The organism is Poseidonibacter antarcticus (assembly GCF_003667345.1).
Lineage (GTDB): Bacteria > Campylobacterota > Campylobacteria > Campylobacterales > Arcobacteraceae > Poseidonibacter > Poseidonibacter antarcticus.
In genome coordinates this window covers 307,774-323,140 of record NZ_RCWF01000001.1, presented here as the reverse complement: position 1 = coordinate 323,140, position 15,367 = coordinate 307,774, and the positions used below count along the sequence as shown (strand labels likewise).

The window sequence follows — 15,367 nt, the reverse complement described above, 5'->3', positions numbered from 1 at the left end:
ATGATTTATAGTTTAGAAAACAATGAAATAAAAATAAAGATAGATAGTTTTGGTGCTGAATTGAAAAGTTTAATATCACTTGATGAAAATATCGAATATTTATGGCAAGGTGATCCAAAATTTTGGAATAGATCTTCGCCTGTTTTATTTCCTATTGTTGGAAAACTATTGGATAATAATTATGATTATGAAAACAAAGAATATTCTATGTCACAACATGGTTTTGCAAGAGATAAAGAGTTTTTATTAGTTAAACAAAATAAAACTATGTTAAAGTTTTTACTAAAAGATGATGAAGATAGTTTGAAAATTTATCCATTTGTTTTTGAATTATATATTACTTATGAAATCAAAGATAGAAGTTTAAAAGTTTCATACGAAGTTATAAATAAATCAAATGATAAAATGTATTTTTCAATTGGAGCTCATCCTGCTTTTAATTGGCCTTTAGAAAAGAATCAAGAAAAGCAAGAAGATTATTATTTTGAATTTGAAGATTTTGAAAAAGATAGTTTAAATAGATTTCCATTACAAGAGAATGGAATTTCAAATAATCTTGAAAGTGTTAACTTAGAAGATAAAAAACTAGCAATTTCTAAAGATATTTTTAGAAATGATGCATTAATTTTCAAAAATGACAATATAAATATTATTGTATTAAAAAATAGTATTAATAAACGATTTATCGAAATGAAATTTGAAGCTTCTTCTTATTTAGGTCTTTGGTCAAAACCAAGTGGTGCGCCTTTTGTTTGTATTGAACCTTGGTGTGGTATTGCTGATTTTATTGATTCAAATAAAAAATTAGAAGATAAAGTGGGAATAAATATATTAGAAAAAAATGATACTTTTTCTAGTTCTTATTTTATTAAGATTTAAAAATTTTATAGGGTAAAGAAGATAATTTTAATTATCTTCTTCTTTTGTTTCTACTTCTTCACTATTTTCTGTACTCTCTACTGTGTCAGTAGTTTCAACTTTAGGCTCTCTTTTACCTGCAACACTTAATAGTTCCATATAAATAGTTTCACAGTTTTCACTAGCTGCTTCATCAATTAATTTTGTAATATCATTAAAATCTATATCTACAGGTTCATTTGTATCTTTAGCAAATTTACAATTAAATCTCCAAAAATCAACGCCTTCTGGTTTTGGCTTGTTTTTTTCTCTTTTTATATATTTTCTAATTTCATGTTTGATAGATTCTACTTGTCTATCTGGGTTTTTGTTTTCAACTTTTAATTTGAATGTTTTTTTCATTATTTTCCTTTGAGTGAATTATATCTGAACATTATTCGATATTACATTTTCCAAATTTGCATTTAAGAAATCTATATAACATATAGATAAAATATATTAATACTGCTATTTCAAATATTTGATAAATTATTTCCATTTGGATTCTTAGTGTTCTTCTGATTCTAGATTTTCAGTAATATAGTTATATATTCTTTGATATTCACTATCTTCAGTTTTATCTTCTTCAATTACTGCTAATACATTTTGTAATTCTACTAAAAATGATTCCATTTCTTTTATTGCTAATGTATCATCTTTTGTTTGTTTATTTTGCTCTAGAAGTTCGTGTAACTCTTCAAGATATGCTTCGACTTCTGGTATCATTCCATCTGTTATTAGATCTTTTAGTTTGTCTTTTATTTCTGACATATATTTTCCTTAAATTAAAGTCTAATTATATAATGAAAAATATTGATTTAGCTTAGACATAGAGTAAGTTTTAATAAATATTTGATTTATAAAAGAATAGATAAAGAAATAAAAGTATTAAAAAACTAAAGTTCGCGTTTTAATTTTTTAATAAAACTTTTATTTTCTTTGTTATTATATACTAAATAAGTTTAGTTTTACTAGTTATGACACCATCATTATCTGCATAGATATAATCACCTTGATTAAAAGTGATTCCTTCAAAAGTTATTTCATGTCCTCTTGTTGAAGAATTTTTCTCAAAATTTCTTAGAGGACAAGTTCCAATTGCAAATAATCCTATATTAATATTTTGAGTTTCATCTGTATCTCTTACATATCCATTTACTATTATTGCTTGCCAATTATTCTTAGCAGCAAAGGCCATTAACCTATCTCCTACAACTCCAAAGAATTCTTGAGCATTATCCACAACAACTATTTTCCCCTCACCATCTTCATCTCTTAGCATTTCTAATAAACGCCAGTTGCTTTTATCTAATTTTATAGTTTCGATTTGTCCATAAAATCTTTTTAAAGCACCATAATTTTTAAATTTTGATGGTAATACTTTTATATCTTTATCTTGATTATCATCACATAAATCTGCTGTATGTATATTTTTCATTTTTCTCCCTTTCTTAAATTATAAATTTAAGATAGTAATAATAGTATAAATAAATGTAAAAAAAGTGTAAATATTAAATTAATATTAAATAAATAAATTAATATTTATAAATAAGTAAATAAATATAATAATTAAAACTAAATAAATACTAAAGTAGTATATAATTTCACAAAAAATAAAGATTAATATATGAAAAAATTCACAGATGAATCGATGTTTGAAATTATTGATTATTTAGAAAAGTTTTTACAAAACAATCAAATAGTTAGTTTTGAAGTATTAAATCCTGATATTGGTATTGATAACTATTCAGGAAAGAAAATCCAATTGGAAGAAGAATATATCTATCACTCTTATAAGTCTTGGACTGATTTAGCAGAATTAATGTTTTGTAAAATGTATACGCCAACTATAATTACAAAAAATACTATTTGTTTAAAGTTTAAAAAATTAGATATAAGTAATTCTTTTCATAAAGCTTTAAATGATGAAAAAAATGAAAAATATGGTGTTGAATCAGATTTCTCTAAAATAAATAAAAATGAAGAGCCAGCTTTTCTTTTTCCATATCAAAAAGCACTTATTCATACTAAAGTTTACGAAAAAAAACAAATTTTGAATTTGGGAGTAAATAGAGCAGATGAATTTGAAATTATAAAAAATATTGTTTATCCAGAAGTATTTGAAAAGATAAAATTTATTGGTATTGATTATTCAAAAAGTGCAATTGAAGAAGCTACAAAAAGGTTCCCAAGTGAAAATTTTGAATTTTATTCTTATGATATAAATAAACTAGATGAATTAAATTTAGCTAAATCAGATTTAATTATTTCAATAGGTACTTTACAATCAAGTAATATAGATTTCAAATTAGTATTTATGTCTTTAATTCAGAATTATTTAGAAGTAGGTGGAAGTATTATTCTAGGTTTTCCAAATTGTAGATGGATTGAATCTGATATGATATATGGAGCTAAAAATCCTACTTATTCTTATCCTGAACAGTCACTATTATATAAAGATGTATATTTTTGTAAAAAATATTTACAACAAAAAAAGTTTAAAGTTACGCTTACAGGTAAAAATTATCTATTTTTAACTGCAACATCTATTAAAAAACATTAAAATAACTTTTTTAATTTTATTATGATACAATATTCGTATAAAAAAATAAGGAGTATATTATGCCATGTCGACATATAGAAGTTAAAACATTTAAGCTAGCACATTCAACAAATGATACTGTTAAAATACAACATGTTGAAAAACCTTATGGAGAGTATAGTAGTCCTGTGATTAGTATTGCAATTTATTCAGAAGGTAAAACTAAAACGTCAGAAGTAGAAATTCCATATGAAAATCTTGAGGAGTTTTTAAAAGCATTACATGAGTCAGTTGATCTTTGTGATTCAATTCCAAGAAACAATATTCATGACGAGTTAAACGCTTCCATTGGTGGTGGAGCATAAAAGATGAGTACACTCATCTTTTATAAGCTTTACTTATATTTAAATAAATCTCTACTAAAATAATCTAAAAATCTAATCTAAATAACAATATTTTCTGATATAATTTTTCAAAAATTTAATAGGAATTATCTTGAAAACAACATCAGTCTTTGTATTTTTATCTTTTATTACAGCATCTATTGCTACATTAGGAAGTTTATTCTTTTCTGAAATAATGGAGTTTATACCTTGTTCAATGTGTTGGTATCAAAGAATATTTATGTATCCATTGGTACTTATATTTTTAGTAAATATGTTATATCCTGATGATAAAATTGTTAAATATGCTATGCCTATAGTTTTAATTGGCTGGGCTTTTTCTATCTATCATAATTTATTAATGTTTGATATAATTCCAGAGAGTATTGTTCCTTGTGTACAAGGTGTTCCATGTTCTACTGAATACATAAATTGGTTTGGTTTTATCACTATTCCATTTCTTTCTTTTCTTGCATATTCTATTATTTTGATTTTATTATTAATTATTAAAAAAGGAATTTCTTCAAATGAAAAATAAAAAAATAGTTGTTATATCTTTAATTATACTTGTACTTGGTTTTATAATTGGTACTTATGCTTATAAAAATAATGAGACAAAAAAAATAGCAAATATTGCTACAAGTGACACAGGTGCTCCTTTTACAAGAAGTCATTCTCCAAAATTTGGAGAAAATAAAAAAGGTGTTATTGTTGTAGAGTTTTTAGACCCTGAATGTGAATCTTGTGCAGCTTTCCATCCAATTATGAAAAAAGTGTATAAAGAAAATTATGAAGATATTACATTAGTTTTAAGATATCTACCAAATCATAGGAATTCAAGATTTGTTGTAAAATTACTTGAAGCTTCAAGATTACAAAATAAATATAACGAAGCTTTAGAAATTATATTTACAACTCAAGATAAATGGGCATCACATAGTGATCCTAAACCTGAACTATTATGGACTTATTTAAGTCAAATTGATGGTTTAGATATGAAAAAAGTTAAAGAAGATATGAATAATCCTTTATTTGATAAAATGATGGATATAGATTCTCAAGATGGAACAGTTTTGGGTGTAAGAGGAACTCCTACAATATTCGTAAACGGAAGAAGATTAGCTGTTTTATCTTATGCAACATTGACTGAGTTAATTGAATCTGAGATATATAAATAGTTTAATTTTGTAGCAGATTTTTAAAATAGGTATAAATTAGAACTTATACCTATTTTATATAGATAAAATATTAAGAAAAATAATGTATACTATGTATTAAATATATGAAGTAGAACTAAAAAGGAATTTTAATGTCATTTCTAGAAAAAATTAGTGAGTTTTTTGCCTTAGCAAAACAGGTAAATTTTGATATTGCACAAATTTATGCTCAAGATCCAAATGGTGTATATGCTACAATTTTAGTAGTATTAGTAATTGTACTAATGATTGTGTTTTTTATAAGAAGATCAATAAAAATATCTTCAGCTGTAAAATTAGTATCAAATATACAAAACTTAAATGATTTTGATGAATATGACACGAAATTAACAAAATTAGCAACAGAATTACCTAAAAGAGGTCTAAAATTAGCAAATAGTATTAATTCTCAAAAAAATGATTTATTACAAAGAGAATTAAATCTTTTAAAAGATTTTGATATCAAAGATAAAATCAATAAATATAGACAAATTTCTTCTCAATATGCACTTATTGCAAAAAACTCTAAAAAATATAAAATGAATGAATTAACATCTTTTTATGATGAGAAATCTAAAACTTTATTAGATGATAATCTAGCTTTTGAAATCAATGAATATAGTAAAAATACAAATTTTAATGAAAATGATGTTGAATTTGTAAATAGTATTGTTTCTTATGCAAATACTAGAAATGAACCAGAAGTAATTTTAAATCCTTTAATTAAAGAAATTAATAGATTTTCTTATTCTTATAATTTAGATTTATTCAAATTTACAAGAGCTTTAGATGAGGATAAATCACTTCAAGTATATAAAAACTGTAATGAAAAATTAAATCAAGCATTATCAAGTCAAGAAAATAGAATTTCAAATGTGATTCTATCTTATATGTTAAAAAATGATGAAAAACAAAGAGTTTATGATTATATTACTAATCTTAAATCAGCTATATATTTACAAGATTTATATTATGCATATTTTGCAAAAACGGAAGATATTGATTTAGATTTAGCATTTGTTGCAAATGAAACAAAAATATCATCTGATTATTCAGAGCATATTAACTGTATAATTACAGATAATTGGAGAAATTTAAAGCTTATTAATTATGTTATTAAATCACCAAGAGTTCTTAATGCAATAGGACATATTAGTTATAGAAGTGTTCTTGAGCGAATTGAGCGATTAGAAAAAGATGAAGAAACAAATTCAATTATTACAGAAGCACTTGAAACTGCAAAACGTGCAGAAGAAATTGCACTAGAAGCTAAAGAATTAGCAAAACAAAAATAAATATAAGGTGTTAATACACCTTATGTAAAAAAGATAATTTAATGGACACACTAACACTTATTTTAATATTCATAGTATTTTTTGGTATTTTTTTATTTATTAATTTTAATAAAAAAAAGAATATTAAACCTCCTACTGTAAAAAAAGAGGAATTAATACAGTCATATAGAAATGAAATGAAAGTACTTTTAAAAAAGTATGAAAATGATAAAAAGACACAAACAAGAGAAAAGATTAAACTTCTAAAAAAAATAAATCAAGACTTATCAATGAATTTATTTTTTGAAAAAGAAGAAGCTACAAAACTTTTAAAAGAGCTCTCAAGTTTAAGTTAATATCATTTATGATTTATTAACTTATATTTACTATAATCTCAAATAATAAAACTAAACATAATAGGATAAACATGAATACAAAATATTTTTTTGCTACTTTAATTACATCACTTTTTTTATTTACAGGATGTGATTCTAAATCAGAAATTGATGAAAGTTTAATCGCAAATACTGAAAATAATAATCCAATAATTGAAGAATTTAAAGCTAAAACATTTAAATTAACTACTACAGATGGTAAAACTATTGAACTTACAACTACAAAAAATGGCTTAGATTTTAAAGATTTTAAAGGTAAAAAAGCAGTTTTAGTTGATGTGTTTGCAACTTGGTGTCCACCTTGTATTAAAGGTCTTCCAGTTTTAAAAGAAGTAAGAGAGAAATATAAAGATGATTTTGAAATTGTTTCAGTATTGTTTGAAAAAGAGGAAGATAAACCTAAATCTGAAGTATTGGAATTTATAAAAAAACATTCAATTACTTATCCTATTACACTTGGTGAAGAAAATTTTGAATTAGCAAAAGAATTAGGTAATGTTCAAAAAATTCCTGAGTTATTTTTATATTCAAAAGATGGAACTTTTATTAAAAAATTCATAGGTGAATCTGATGTAGAAGAGTATGAAAAATATATTGATATAGCAATAGGAAAGAAATAAATTTGAGATATGAAAACATTAGTTCATTTATTGTAATGGACATTGTGCGAGAAGCACAAAAGTATGAAGATACAATACATTTTGAAATAGGTCAACCAGATTTAAATCCAAGTCCAAAGGTTAAAAAGGCACTTCAAAAAGCAGTAGAAAATGATAAATTTTCATATACAGAAAGTTTAGGTTTATTAGAGCTTAGAAATAAAATATCTATAATGTATAAAGAAAATTACAATGTAGATGTTGAACCTTCGAGAATATTACTAACTCCTGGGACTTCTGGAGCTTTTTTAGTAGCTTATACATTAACTTTAAAATATAAGCAAAGTTTAGGTTTAAGTGATCCTTCATATCCTTGTTATAAAAACTTTGCAAATATGCTAGATATAAATCCTTGTTTTATGAATATTGATAAATCAACAAATTATGAATTAACTGTAAATCACTTAGAAAAGCAAGATATACAAGCCCTTCAAATTTCTTCGCCTTCAAATCCTACAGGGAACTTATATTCAAAGAAAAACCTAAAAGAAATAATCACTTATTGTAAAAATAAAAAAATATCTTTTATTTCTGATGAGCTTTATCATGGATTAACATATGAAGAAAATGCACATACAGCTTTGGAGTTTAGTGATGATGTCTTTGTTATAAATGGTTTTTCAAAATATTATTGTATGCCAGGTATGAGGTTAGGGTGGATTATAGTTCCTAAAAACTTATCAAGAGAAGCTGAAAAAATTGCTCAAAATATTTTTATTTCAGCACCAACACTTTCTCAATACGCAGCCTTAGAAGCTTTTGATAAAGAGTACTTAGACGAGATAAAAAATACTTTTAAAGAACGTAGAGATTATTTATATGATGAATTAAGTAGTATTTTCCAAATTGATGCAAAACCTGATGGCGCATTTTATCTTTGGGCAAATATTTCAAAATATAGTGATGATAGTTTTGCCTTTGCAAAAGAACTTTTAGAAAATATTCACGTAGCAACAACACCTGGGGTTGATTTTGGTTCTAATAAAACCAATCAATATATAAGATTTGCATATACAAGAGACATAAAACATATGCAAGAGGGTATTAAAAGGTTAAAAGAGTATTTGAGTAAATGAGAAAATTCATATTATTTGACAATGATGGTGTACTAGTTGAGACTGAACCTTTATATTTTGAAGCAAATGTAAAAGCTTTAAAAGAGTTAGGAATTACACTTACTTTTGAGCGATATATGAAAATTATGGCAAGAGGTGGAACTGCTTGGGAAGTAGCAATTGAAGCTGGAATCACAAAAGATGTAATAGATAAGAAAAGATTTCAAAGAGATATTTATTACCAAGAATTAATCAAAACTAGAAATACTGCAATTCCAAATGTAAAAGAAATATTAAAAGAATTATCACAAAACTATAAAATGGCAATTATTACAACATCAAGAAGAGTTGATTTTGAATTAATTCATAAAAATACAGGTATTACAGAGTTTATGGAGTTTATTTTATGTGTAGAAGATTACGAAAGAGCAAAACCACATCCAGATCCTTATTTAGCTGGTTTAAATAGGTTTAAAGCCTTAAAAGAGGAAACAATAGTAGTTGAAGATTCACAACGAGGTTTAACATCAGCATTTAATGCAGGAATTGATTGTGTTGTAGTTAAAAATGAATTTACATTAACTCATAATTTTTCAAAAGCAAAATATAAAATAGAAAGTCTAAAAGAGTTAAATACTATTCTTTAGTCTTTTGCTCTTACAAAACCATAACTTTCTTCATCTTCAAAACAGCCAATCTGGCATTTTGTTACTTTAAAATCTGAATTTTTAATAGTAGAGCCAATTTTATTAATAGATTGATTTCTTTCTTGTGCTATTTTCCATGCAACTTTACATTCAATTTTAGGATTTTCATTACGCATTTTTAACATATCATAAATTTCATCATTTATTTCTGTAAATTCAAGATTTCCAAATACACCGAGTTCACAATTTGTGATTTTTATATTCATTTCACGAGTAATTTGTGCAATATCTCTAGGTTTCATCCCAATTAATTTAGCAACTTTAAAAGCTTTTACACATGATAATGCACCATTTTCATCTAGGTTAGTTAAAATTAAGTTTGTTTGTGTTGAATCTAATTTAATCATTAATTTTTATGGCCTTTAAAAAAATAGAGTGAAAGGAGAAGACACTCTATTTATTAACTTGTATATTTGTAGGAGAATTCAAATCGAAAATTATTTTATTTATTAGGACCGTGTAACCTAACTCATAAAAGTATTATAAAATGTTTATATTAACCTTTTTTAAATAAAAAGTTAACCATTAGTAAATAGGTTGAATTCTATCCTATTTACTTATTTTATTAAAAGGTTTAAATATCATAATTAATCTTGGAAGAAGAAGTAAATCAGCAGCTAAAATAATAGTCATTACTGCAACTGTTAATAATCCAAAATAAATTGTAGGAATTAGATTTGATAAAACTAATATAGAAAAACCTACAATAATTACTAATGAAGTATAATACATAGCATAACCAATACTTTTATGTGATCTTTTCATTGCTTCTAAATAATTATGATCAAACTTATATTCTTCTTTAAATCTATGAATATAATGGATTGTATCGTCAACACCAATTCCTATAGAAATTGCAGCAATTGTAATAGTCATAATATCTAAAGGAATATGTAACCAACCCATAATTCCAAAAATTGAAGAAATAGGAATAACATTTACAATTAGTGCAATTAATGCTATTTTAATAGATCTAAATAAAATTAAAAACATTATGAAAAGAATAATTATTACAAAACCTAATGTTGAGATTTGAGAATCAAATAATGACTGTAGCATATTGTTGTATAAAACCATAAAGTTTGATAGTTGATATGTTGTTTCTTTATTTTCTATAACATCACGTAAATCTTTTTTTATTTTATTAATTAATTCATTTCTTCTTAAATTAGGATTTGAATCAATTATTCTCATGGTAATTCTAGCTTCATTAGAATCAATATTAATATATGGTGCTAAAATTAAATCTTTATATTGTTCTGGAAGTTCTTTATATAAAAGTGCTAATGTAATACCATCTAATTCTTTGTTATTATTTAAAAGTTTTCCAACTTTTAAAATAGAAGCTAAGGATTGAACTTTTCCAACTTCTTCTAAAGAATCTAAATAGTTATGAACTTTGCTAATGGTCTTCATTTTATCTTGAGAAAACCAATATTGTTTATCATTTTCACTTTCTTGATATTCATCTTCAAAATCATCAAATTCATCATCTTCGAGATTTTCATCTAAAACTTTAGTTTTTATGTCTTCCTCATAATTTTTAAATTTTATAATTACATCTAAAGGTGTAGTCCCACCTAAATTTTCATCAATTACTTTCATTCCTTTATAAATGTCAGTACTTTGTTTAAAATAGTTAATAAAACTGTTTTCAACTAATAATTGTGAAGCGCCCGAAAGGGAAAATATAATAACAATTAAAGAACCTAGTAAAATAGATTTTCCTCTATGTTCAACTAAATTTGAAGCTTTTGAAATTAATGAGAATCTAGAATTTATTTTTTTCTCATGTTCATCTTTTTTCTTTAACATTATCATAATAATAGGAAATACTAAAAAAGAAATAATAAGAGAAATTGCAATACCTGTACTCATCATTAAACCTAAGTTTTTGACAGGTTGTATGCTTGATAAAACTAATGATATAAAACCTGTAATAGTAGTAATAATTGCAAAAAATGAAGGATTCATTTTAGATAGAACAGTATTTATCACTAATTTATACTGATTTGCATTTTTATATTTAACATTTAATTCTCTATATCGCACAATTAAATGAAGAACAATAGATATTGTAATAATAAGCTGTAAGGCTATAAAGTTTGAAGAAATTACAGTAACTTCCCAATTAAATAGACCTAAGACTCCTGCTGTTGAGACTACTGATAAAAGACATATAACAAGAGGTAATACAATCCATCTTAAATGTCTAAAAATATACCATAAAATGAATATAAGTAAAAATACTAATGTTGAACCATAAATTAATAAATCACTTCGTACAAAAGCTACAATATCATTTGCTATCATATTTATCCCACCAAGGAAAATAGATGCGTTTTGATTATCATATTTATGAATTATTGTTCTAATGTTCTTAATTTCATTAGCTTCTTTTTTTCTTATTATATCTCTATAATTTTTAAACTCAATTATCGTTTTATTTAAGAGCACTAACTCTTTATTTGTAATAGTATTTGCTCTTTTTTTAGTTAATAAACTATTTCTTTTATCTAAAAGTTCAGAATATTTTGTGTCATTTTTTAGATGTAGCATCATAGCAGTAGTTTTAAAATCAGGACTTACTAAATTATTAGAATAAAGTTCAGATGTTAAAAGCTCTTTTTTTACTAAAGCTAAATCATATTTTTTAGTACTTAAAGTTTCAACCCCTTTTACTAAATCAGCAATTGGACGAATTGGAGATTGAACTAAAGGGACATTTAAAATAGAAGTAATACTCTCAATATTTTCCACTTTTAGTAGGTCATCTGATAGCTTTTTCAATCCATCTAAGCTTTCTTTTGAGAGTAGGTCACTTTTTGGTGAATACGTTACAACTAGAAAATTTGGATTATAAAATCTCTTATTTACTTCTCGAGAAAATTTTAAATCTTTATCATTATCTAAAAGTAATGTTTCAGCAGATGCATCAATTTCAAGTTTTGTTGCATAGTATCCTAAAACAGAAATACTAGTAAATAATACAAGTAATACTGCAATAGGAAATTTTAAGATTATATTATCATATATTTTTTTTATCATTTAGTTTTTTTCATTTGCTTCTTTTAATGTCTCTAACATTTCATCAAAAGTTTTTTCTTTTAGTAAACCAGAAAATTGTTTTCTATATGTTTGAATTATACTAACACCTATTAAATCAACATCATAAATAAACCATTCATTTGTTTTTCTGTTCTTGTAAAAATTATAGTTTATCTCATAAGTATCATCTTCTCCTAATAATTCAGTTACTAATTGTAGTCTAGTTCTTTTATATGTTATTAACTCAATGATTTTTACCTGCTGGTCTGTATATAATTCAAGTTTACCAATATATGAATTTTTTAATTTTCTTTCAAATACTTTTACAAACTCTTCTCTTTTTTCTTTTGAAATAGATTTCCAAGTTTTTTTACCTAAGGCAATTTTTGACATTGTATTATAATCAAATACGGAATCTATAATCTCAACAATTTTTTCACCTTTTTGATCTTTTTGTATATTTTTATCTTTTAAAACGAGTAAAATTGCATTAATTTTATTTCCCATTTCTTCTTTTAAATTGTCTTTTTTTAGTGCATTTGCTGATGTTATTGCAAAAGTAATTAATAGTAATATCTTGAATATATTTTTTAATCTCATTGTTATTCCTCAATTTGTTTTTTTCTAGCTTGGTTGTAAATATCTCTTAAAAACGGATATAAATCTAAAGCATCTTTTCTTATATTTTCATATTGTCCCAATCTTAGTGATGTTGAATTTATAGTTTTTTCTGTTGTAATTCCTATATTCTCTAATGAATTATTAGGAATTTTATATTGTATATCACTTGAACCAGTTGTTGTTAATGGATTTATATATGAATCAGCAGCTAAGCCAATCATATCTCTTAAATTTGATGGTCCTAATAGTGGTAATACTACATGAAAACCTTCCCCTAGACCATAAAAACCTAATGTTTGTCCAAAATCTTCATTATGCTCATTCCAACCTAATTCATCTTTTGCTGGGTCCATAAATCCTAATAAACCAAAAGTAGAATTTATTAAAAATCTTCCTAATTCTTCAGTAGAATTTGCAAACTTTAATTGTAATAAATTATTTGTAAATCTTAATGGAAACAGTAAATTACTAAAAAAATTGGAAATCCCAATTCTTACTGTTTGTGGTAGAACATATGTATATCCTGTAGCAATTGGGTCTAGAGCATAAATATAAACTTTATCATTAAAAGAAGTCATTACTCGATTGTATCCACTTAAAGGATCGAATATTTCAACTTTTTCATCTTCAAACTCATCTTCAAACTCATCCCCAAAATCATCAGAATCTAAAGCTTTAGATTGTTTAGTTTCTTGTGCAACTTTTATATTATTTTGATTGTTTTTATTTGCATTTATAGCTTCTTTAACAGCGCAGGCGTTAAAAAATAAAGCTAGTGAAATAATTAGAATAATATTTTTCAAACTTTTCCTTCTTAATATTTTTTGTATTATATAGGAAAAATGTGAAAACAATGTTTAAGTATGTTTTATGGCTTTTTTAATTGATTTAATACAAATATAGCATTAAGTGGATCTACTTGAATACCATTAATTCTAAAAGCAAAATGTAAATGAGGACCTGTTATTCTTCCTGTACTTCCACTAAGACCTAAAACTTGACCTTTTTTTATAAAATCACCTTCTTTAAAGTTCATTTTACTTAAGTGATAATAACAAGAATAAACACCAAAACCATGATCAATTACAATAGAATTACCAGCATAAAATCTATTTTGCGCAATTCGTACAATACCAGAGTTAGAAGCAATGATTTTAGTTCCATTAGCAGCTCTAAAATCTGTACCGCCATGATATGATTTTAATTGTCCATTATATACTCGTTTTGTTCCAAATGCACTAGTTATTTTAGTGTTTAAAGGATAAATAAAATCCTCATTCCATAATATTTCTTGTGTTTTGCTATTATAAACCTTCATAGCTTGCGTGTACTCTTTTTTTGTTCTTGCTACTCTTGCAGGATTTGGTTTAAGTTTATTACTTGAAACATTGATAACTTCACTTTTGTATTTTCCATCAATAACTTTTAATTTTAAACCTTTAAAGACTCTTTTATTATTTTCAATATATGAAACAATTACTTTATAATCTTTCCTTTTTTGATAATAAGAAATTGGAACTAGTGCAGAATAAGTATTTTTTTTAAATTTATTTTTAAAAAAATCTATATTTTGTTTATCAAATGTAAGTTTGACATCGGATATATTTTTTTTGTTGATTTCCACTAAAACAGTATTTGCATTTTTTACAATATTTTGACTTATATTTAATGCAAATAAATTGTAAATTAGAATTAGTAGTATTATTAATATTCTTTTCATAAATTAATATTATCCAAAAATATTTAAGGATTAGTTTTAGTAACTTATTTATCTATTATTACAATCGTGATATAATTCAAATAAAATTTGAAAAATAAACTATTGGAGTTATAATGGGTAGAGCCTTTGAATATAGAAAAGCGTCAAAATTAAAAAGATGGGGAGCAATGTCAAGATTGTTTCCTAAATTAGCAAAAGCTATTGAAATGGCAGCAAAAGCTGGTGTTCCAGATCCTGAAATGAATGCAGCACTTAGAACAGCAATTTTAAATGCAAAATCAGAAAATATGCCAAAAACAAATATTGAAGCTGCTATTAAAAGAGCAAGTGGAAAAGATTCTCTTAACTATACAGATGTTAACTTTGAAGGAAAAGGTCCTCATGGTGCATTGATTTTTGTAGAAACTGCTACAGATAACAATACAAGAACAGTTGCAAATGTTAAAATGTATTTTAATAAAAATGGTGGTTCATTAGCACCAACTGGTTCTTTAGAATTTATGTTTGATAGAAAAGCACTTTTTGAATTTAATAAAACTGAAGATATGGATTTAGAAGAGTTAGAATTAGAACTTATTGATGCTGGACTTGAAGAAATAGAAGAAGAAGATGGAATTGTACTTGTAACAGCTGATTATAAAGATTTTGGTACATTAAATCATGCATTTGAAGAAATGGGTATTGAACTTACTAAAGCTAAATTAGAAAGAATATCTAATAATCCTCAAGAATTTACAGAAGAACAACAAGAAGAAGTTGGAAAGTTATTAGAAAAACTTGAAGATGATGATGATGTTCAAGCTGTTTATACAAATATGATATAAACTTTTTTTAGTTGAAATCAATCAAATTGATTTCAACTAAATTTTA

At 24.7% G+C, this 15,367-nt stretch carries 19 protein-coding genes; 11 read left to right on the top strand and 8 right to left on the bottom strand.

The annotated features are described in order from the left end of the window. A complete protein-coding gene (locus tag D9T19_RS01575; protein WP_121626443.1) occupies window positions 1-879 on the top strand; it encodes an aldose 1-epimerase family protein in 879 nt (292 codons plus the stop codon). Window positions 880-906: 27 nt separating this feature from the next. Here the strand turns inward: D9T19_RS01575 and D9T19_RS01570 are convergent, their stop codons facing one another. The 3 genes from D9T19_RS01570 to rraA form a co-directional block, all read right to left on the bottom strand. Further along, window positions 907-1,260, bottom strand: a complete 354-nt coding sequence (locus D9T19_RS01570; protein WP_121626442.1) for a DUF6172 family protein — start codon at window positions 1,258-1,260, stop codon at window positions 907-909. A gap of 144 nt (window positions 1,261-1,404) precedes the next feature. Then, a complete protein-coding gene (locus tag D9T19_RS01565; RefSeq protein WP_121626441.1) occupies window positions 1,405-1,668 on the bottom strand; it encodes a hypothetical protein in 264 nt (87 codons plus the stop codon). 181 nt (window positions 1,669-1,849) lie between these two features. Continuing rightward, a complete protein-coding gene (gene rraA / locus D9T19_RS01560) occupies window positions 1,850-2,335 on the bottom strand; it encodes a ribonuclease E activity regulator RraA (RefSeq protein ID WP_121626440.1) in 486 nt (161 codons plus the stop codon). 189 nt (window positions 2,336-2,524) lie between these two features. On the opposite strand from rraA, the gene D9T19_RS01555 reads away from it, so the two are divergent. The 9 genes from D9T19_RS01555 (at window position 2,525) to D9T19_RS01515 (ending at window position 9,048) form a co-directional block, all read left to right on the top strand. Continuing rightward, window positions 2,525-3,460, top strand: coding sequence for a methyltransferase domain-containing protein (locus D9T19_RS01555; RefSeq protein ID WP_121626439.1), 936 nt, complete (start codon window positions 2,525-2,527; stop codon window positions 3,458-3,460). A 59-nt stretch (window positions 3,461-3,519) separates the two neighbouring features. Beyond that, window positions 3,520-3,804: a hypothetical protein gene (locus D9T19_RS01550; protein WP_121626438.1), complete on the top strand. Its 285-nt coding sequence runs from the start codon at window positions 3,520-3,522 to the stop codon at window positions 3,802-3,804. Window positions 3,805-3,934: 130 nt separating this feature from the next. Further along, window positions 3,935-4,360 carry a disulfide oxidoreductase gene (locus D9T19_RS01545; RefSeq protein WP_121626437.1) on the top strand — a complete coding sequence of 142 codons (426 nt, stop codon included), beginning with the start codon at window positions 3,935-3,937 and terminating at the stop codon, window positions 4,358-4,360. After that, on the top strand, window positions 4,350-5,000 hold the full coding sequence (locus tag D9T19_RS01540) for a DsbA family protein (protein ID WP_121626436.1): 651 nt from the start codon (window positions 4,350-4,352) through the stop codon (window positions 4,998-5,000). Before D9T19_RS01545 ends, D9T19_RS01540 begins: the two co-directional genes overlap by 11 nt. Window positions 5,001-5,131: 131 nt before the next feature. After that, on the top strand, window positions 5,132-6,313 hold the full coding sequence (locus D9T19_RS01535; protein WP_121626435.1) for a hypothetical protein: 1,182 nt from the start codon (window positions 5,132-5,134) through the stop codon (window positions 6,311-6,313). Window positions 6,314-6,354: 41 nt separating this feature from the next. Then, window positions 6,355-6,648: a hypothetical protein gene (locus D9T19_RS01530; RefSeq protein WP_121626434.1), complete on the top strand. Its 294-nt coding sequence runs from the start codon at window positions 6,355-6,357 to the stop codon at window positions 6,646-6,648. A 71-nt stretch (window positions 6,649-6,719) separates the two neighbouring features. Further along, a complete protein-coding gene (locus tag D9T19_RS01525; protein ID WP_121626433.1) occupies window positions 6,720-7,307 on the top strand; it encodes a TlpA family protein disulfide reductase in 588 nt (195 codons plus the stop codon). 2 nt (window positions 7,308-7,309) lie between these two features. Then, window positions 7,310-8,422 carry an aminotransferase class I/II-fold pyridoxal phosphate-dependent enzyme gene (locus tag D9T19_RS01520; protein ID WP_121626432.1) on the top strand — a complete coding sequence of 371 codons (1,113 nt, stop codon included), beginning with the start codon at window positions 7,310-7,312 and terminating at the stop codon, window positions 8,420-8,422. Next, entirely contained in the window at window positions 8,419-9,048 is a 630-nt protein-coding gene (locus D9T19_RS01515; protein ID WP_121626431.1) for an HAD family hydrolase, read from the top strand. Before D9T19_RS01520 ends, D9T19_RS01515 begins: the two co-directional genes overlap by 4 nt. Here D9T19_RS01515 and D9T19_RS01510 read toward each other — a convergent pair. From D9T19_RS01510 to pgp3, 5 genes are all read right to left on the bottom strand, one after another. Continuing rightward, complete coding sequence (locus D9T19_RS01510) at window positions 9,045-9,455, bottom strand: ModE family transcriptional regulator (RefSeq protein ID WP_121626430.1); 411 nt, start codon at window positions 9,453-9,455, stop codon at window positions 9,045-9,047. The genes D9T19_RS01515 and D9T19_RS01510 overlap by 4 nt on opposite strands. A gap of 202 nt (window positions 9,456-9,657) precedes the next feature. Then, window positions 9,658-12,156, bottom strand: a complete 2,499-nt coding sequence (locus D9T19_RS01505) for an efflux RND transporter permease subunit (protein ID WP_121626429.1) — start codon at window positions 12,154-12,156, stop codon at window positions 9,658-9,660. Then, window positions 12,157-12,756, bottom strand: a complete 600-nt coding sequence (locus D9T19_RS01500; protein ID WP_121626428.1) for a Tgt2/MlaC family protein — start codon at window positions 12,754-12,756, stop codon at window positions 12,157-12,159. A gap of 2 nt (window positions 12,757-12,758) precedes the next feature. Beyond that, complete coding sequence (locus D9T19_RS01495) at window positions 12,759-13,484, bottom strand: MlaA family lipoprotein (RefSeq protein WP_438942772.1); 726 nt, start codon at window positions 13,482-13,484, stop codon at window positions 12,759-12,761. Between the two features lie 161 nt (window positions 13,485-13,645). Further along, on the bottom strand, window positions 13,646-14,497 hold the full coding sequence (gene pgp3, locus D9T19_RS14765) for a peptidoglycan metallopeptidase Pgp3 (RefSeq protein ID WP_121626427.1): 852 nt from the start codon (window positions 14,495-14,497) through the stop codon (window positions 13,646-13,648). 113 nt (window positions 14,498-14,610) lie between these two features. On the opposite strand from pgp3, the gene D9T19_RS01485 reads away from it, so the two are divergent. Next, complete coding sequence (locus D9T19_RS01485; RefSeq protein ID WP_121626426.1) at window positions 14,611-15,321, top strand: YebC/PmpR family DNA-binding transcriptional regulator; 711 nt, start codon at window positions 14,611-14,613, stop codon at window positions 15,319-15,321. Window positions 15,322-15,367: the final 46 nt, after the last annotated feature.